Genomic DNA, 4,077 nt, shown 5'->3' with positions numbered 1-4,077 from the left:
GGACATTCGGTCCGTCCATTTATGTGGGCTTTAACACTGTACTGCCTCCTAACAGCCCCAGTTGTGCTGAGACTCAAAATAGCTGGGGCTGGGACAACAATGTCGTGTTACCCCCGAGCAGCCGGCATCCCGGGGGCGTGAACTGTTTGTTTGCGGATGGATCAGTGAGGTTTATTTCGCAGACGATTGATACGGGTAATTTGGCAGCATTCCAACCGATGCAAGGGCAGAGCGTCTACGGTGTGTGGGGAGCACTTGGATCTCGCGCAGGTGGCGAAAGTGTTTCCGCGGGCTTTTAATGCTCCTAGAGCGTCTGTGACCAACCGCCGGCGTCTATTTGATTTCCGCTTGAATCAAGCCGGCTCACATACCTTTTTTTCATGCGGGGAAAGTGGGGGCCTCACGCCAAACACGCTGAAAATCTGTCCTGCGGGAGCTGACACGCAGCCCACGGGTTATCTTAGTGAGTTGATTGAGACGGTAGGCCTTCGGATGGCTTCCGTCTTGCAATGCGCAGAATCGAGATGGCATAACAAATGAGGGAAGAAGTTGCCAGCGGCAGGCGTTAGTCGGAGATGCATCGCTATTAGCAGCCAAATGATGGATTTTCCGGAGGCATGCCATGCGAACTGACGCGGGTTTTAGAAGTTCCGAGACAACAACTCCGACGCATTGCCTACAAGTGCGTTTTCTGCCGCAACTCGTCGTCGCGACCAACCGTATTATTCGGACGTCCTTAGTGTGCCTACTGGTCTTTTTCTCCGCGGGTGTGGTGATGACGGGGTGCTCGAATCAGCCATCGAAACCTAAAACCTACCCAGTGACAGGAACGGTCACGTTGAACGGCAAACCCGTGGAGGGCGCTACAGTCACTTTCGTGCCTAAGGATCCCAACGCCGGTGATCCAAAACCCCGGGCGGCCACGGCCATTACTGACGCAAATGGCCGATATGCAATCGGCACGTTTGCAACGGGCGATGGGGCAATCCCCGGAGAATATTTAGTCAAAGTGACCAAGTATCGGGTTCCAAATCAGCAGCAACAGGCTGCAAGGGAGGACGCCGAAAGTGAAATGCAGGCCTACTTGCAGTACCAGCAAGCGCCACAGCAAGTGAAAATGGGACCCCAAAATGAACTTCCGGCTAAGTACGAAAACGAGAAGACGTCCGGGCTATTCATAACTGTTCAGCCAGGCGACAATACCTTCAACATCGATCTTAAACCGTAGGAAGGGGCAAATCCTGCTGGTCGATTTTGGGGCCTTAACGTCAAATGTCGCGGCTAAATACCAAAGCTGCGCCGTGGTGACGTAAGGATCGGCTTGTACACTCGCACTTCAATTGCAATTTGATTAAACACAAAAGCTGTTCAAAGGGTCCGTCGGCGAGTAACCCGTGCCACCATCACAGTCGACGCACGGTCGCTTTGCAGAGCCGTAGTCGCCTCACTCCACTTCTGTGTGGAGCTCGCCCGGCATGGCGAGAATCTTCTCACGCAGCTCTTCCACGAGTTCGGGATGTTCCTTGAGATACTCCCGGCAGCGCTCGCGTCCCTGGCCTAATTGGAGATCGCCGTAGCGGAACCACGCCCCGCTCCGCACGATGAGCTTGCGCTCGATCGCCAGGTCGAGGACGTCTCCCTCATAACTGATGCCGCTGTCGTGGAGCATGTCGAACTCGGCCACCCGGAACGGAGGTGCGACCTTGTTTTTGACCACCCGGGCTTTCACCCGCTGGCCGATGACCTGTTCGCCGTCGCGGATCTGGCCCACCCGGCGGACATCGATCCGGCAGGAGGCGTAAAACTTGAGGGCCCGCCCCCCCGGCGTGGTCTCCGGAGAACCGAACATCACCCCGATTTTTTCGCGAATCTGGTTGATGAAAATGACGGCCGTCTTGGCCTTGGCAATGGCACCGGTGAGCTTTCGCAGCGACTGGCTCATGAGTCGGGCCTGCAAGCCCACGTGGGAATCGCCGATTTCACCCTCCAGTTCTTTCTGGGGAACCAGGGCGGCTACCGAGTCGATGACGATCACGTCCACCGCATTGGAGCGGATGAGCATCTCCGCAATATGCATGGCCTCTTCGCCGCTGGAAGGCTGGCTGACGAGCAGATTCTCCAGATCGACCCCCAACCGCTTTGCCCACGCAGGATCGAGGGCATGCTCGGCATCGATGAAGGCAGCGATTCCGCCCCGCTTCTGCGCCTGGGCAATCACATGCAAGGCCAGCGTCGTTTTCCCGCTGGATTCGGGGCCAAAGATCTCGATGATGCGACCGCGGGGAATCCCCTGGCCGCCAAGGGCCAGATCCAACGAGAGACTGCCCGTGGGGATGCCCTCGATCACCTCGGTTTTGGTGGCCCCCAGGGGCATGATGGCGCCTTCTCCGAATTGTTTTTCGATCTGCTGTACGGCACTTTTCAGTGCGGGATTTTTTTCCAGCACGGAGGCCGCCGCATCTTTTTCCTTGCGGACTTCCTGCTCGTCACTTTTGCTCCCTGCCTTTTTTGCCATGGATCAATCACCTCCCTTCCCACCGGGATATTTGTCGGCCGTTGTGCCGCGGTTAACGGTGTTCAAATGAACACATATCCCACAATAGCCGATTGAACGCAGTTTTGCAAGCCCAGGACCACAGGCGAAGCTGGTAAGTTTCCGCCCCGGGGAGTCGTCGCTCGTTTCCGGTGTCCGGGAAGAGCCTGGATCCGACCGCGCCACATCCTGCTCGCCGGGCCCCCACAACCGCGCTCAGTATACTCCCCTCTGTTGTGGGCTCACAAGAGACGCCCGGTCAAAGTCGCGGCCCGGGTGGCACCGGCGTTTCTTTGGAAGGACGCCCTCCACGGTATCCGTTAAATGTTGGAGGGGCCATTCATGAATTGCCCCTACCAGTGCGCTCCCGTGGTCGCGACAAAACACCGGCAGCGCCAAGGGGGTGAAGGCTAAAGCCTTCACCGAAAAGCGGCGATAAATCGCCGCACTCCATATGGAGTGCGGGGCTTCAGCACCGCTTTCCGCGCGGGACTTCAGTCCCCGCCGAAAGGCGATGAATGATCGAGCGTTAAACAGCGGACCTGACAAGCACATCCCTCCGAAAGGTCGGAGGGGCACGCTTGTCGTGCCCGCGGAAAAAGACTGGATTATCGATCGATGTTCGACGGACCTGACAAGCAGGTCCCTCCGATATACGGACCTCACAGGCGGGTCCCTCCCGAAGACGGAACCGGGAATCCCCCGACACGGCAGAGAAACCGCGGAACGACTCAGGCCAGGCGCGTCTTCAGTTGACATGCGAACGCAGCGAGGGCATATTGAGCCTTAGCTGAGAGAATTTCCGGACCTGTCTTGTGGGGAGGAAACGTCATGAAGAATCTGTTTCCAGCAGTGTTGATGTTTTTTGCGTTGTCGGGCACCCTTTGTGCCGAACAGGGTGCTGTCGCGCCGCGACCGAACATCCTGGTCATTCTGGCCGACGACATGGGATATGCCGATGCCGGGTTCCAGGGATGCCAGGATATTCCAACGCCGCATCTTGACCGTCTGGCGAAAGAGGGCGTGGTGTGCACGAACAGCTACGTGTCGCATCCGTTCTGCAGTCCGACGCGGGCGGGGCTTATGACCGGCCGATATCAGCACCGGTTTGGGCATGTCTACAACCCCTACTATGATCCAGAAGACCACAGGGAAGGCTTGCCGTTATCCGAGATCCTTCTCGCGGAACCTCTGAAACAGGCGCACTACGTGACAGGTTGGATCGGCAAATGGCATCTGGGAGCGGCTCCCGAATTTCGACCGGAAAAACGAGGTTTCATGGAAACCTTCGGCTTTCTCGGTGGGGGTCACCGCTACATCAACTGGACTGTCAATCCCAAGACGGAGTACCTCATACCCATTGAACGCAACGGCCAGCCCGTTGAAGTTACAGAACACCTTACCATCGCCTTCGGAAAGGAAGCGGCTGCGTTTATCCAGCGTCATAAGGGTCAACCCTGGTTCCTCTATCTGGCCTTCAACGCTCCCCACCTGCCGCACGAACCAACCGCCGAGCGGCTGCAACGATTCGCGAACATTCCAGA

Annotated in this window: 4 protein-coding genes; 3 read left to right on the top strand and 1 reads right to left on the bottom strand. The window is 57.3% G+C overall.

From position 1 onward, the window contains the following. Window positions 1-23 precede the first annotated feature (23 nt). Window positions 24-299: an H-X9-DG-CTERM domain-containing protein gene (locus H5U08_RS11865; protein WP_297033268.1), complete on the top strand. Its 276-nt coding sequence runs from the start codon at window positions 24-26 to the stop codon at window positions 297-299. A 323-nt stretch (window positions 300-622) separates the two neighbouring features. Then, complete coding sequence (locus tag H5U08_RS11860) at window positions 623-1,228, top strand: carboxypeptidase-like regulatory domain-containing protein (RefSeq protein ID WP_297033266.1); 606 nt, start codon at window positions 623-625, stop codon at window positions 1,226-1,228. Between the two features lie 216 nt (window positions 1,229-1,444). Here H5U08_RS11860 and recA read toward each other — a convergent pair whose 3' ends face one another. Next, entirely contained in the window at window positions 1,445-2,515 is a 1,071-nt protein-coding gene (recA, locus tag H5U08_RS11855; RefSeq protein WP_297033264.1) for a recombinase RecA, read from the bottom strand. 849 nt (window positions 2,516-3,364) lie between these two features. Between recA and H5U08_RS11850 the strand changes: the two genes are divergently transcribed. Beyond that, window positions 3,365-4,077: sulfatase-like hydrolase/transferase (locus tag H5U08_RS11850; protein ID WP_297033262.1), on the top strand; the 713-nt coding region annotated here is incomplete at its 3' end.

Source organism: Thermogutta sp. (genome assembly GCF_014359955.1).
Lineage (GTDB): Bacteria > Planctomycetota > Planctomycetia > Pirellulales > Thermoguttaceae > Thermogutta.
The sequence above is the reverse complement of the archived record's forward strand: the minus strand, read 5'-3'. Positions and strand labels throughout refer to the sequence as shown.

Coding starts and splice junctions, on each gene's coding strand:
- H5U08_RS11860 (WP_297033266.1), top strand. CDS start 623: ATGCGAACTGACGCGGGTTTTAGAAGTTCCGAGACAACAACTCCGACG.
- recA (WP_297033264.1), bottom strand. CDS start 2,515: ATGGCAAAAAAGGCAGGGAGCAAAAGTGACGAGCAGGAAGTCCGCAAG.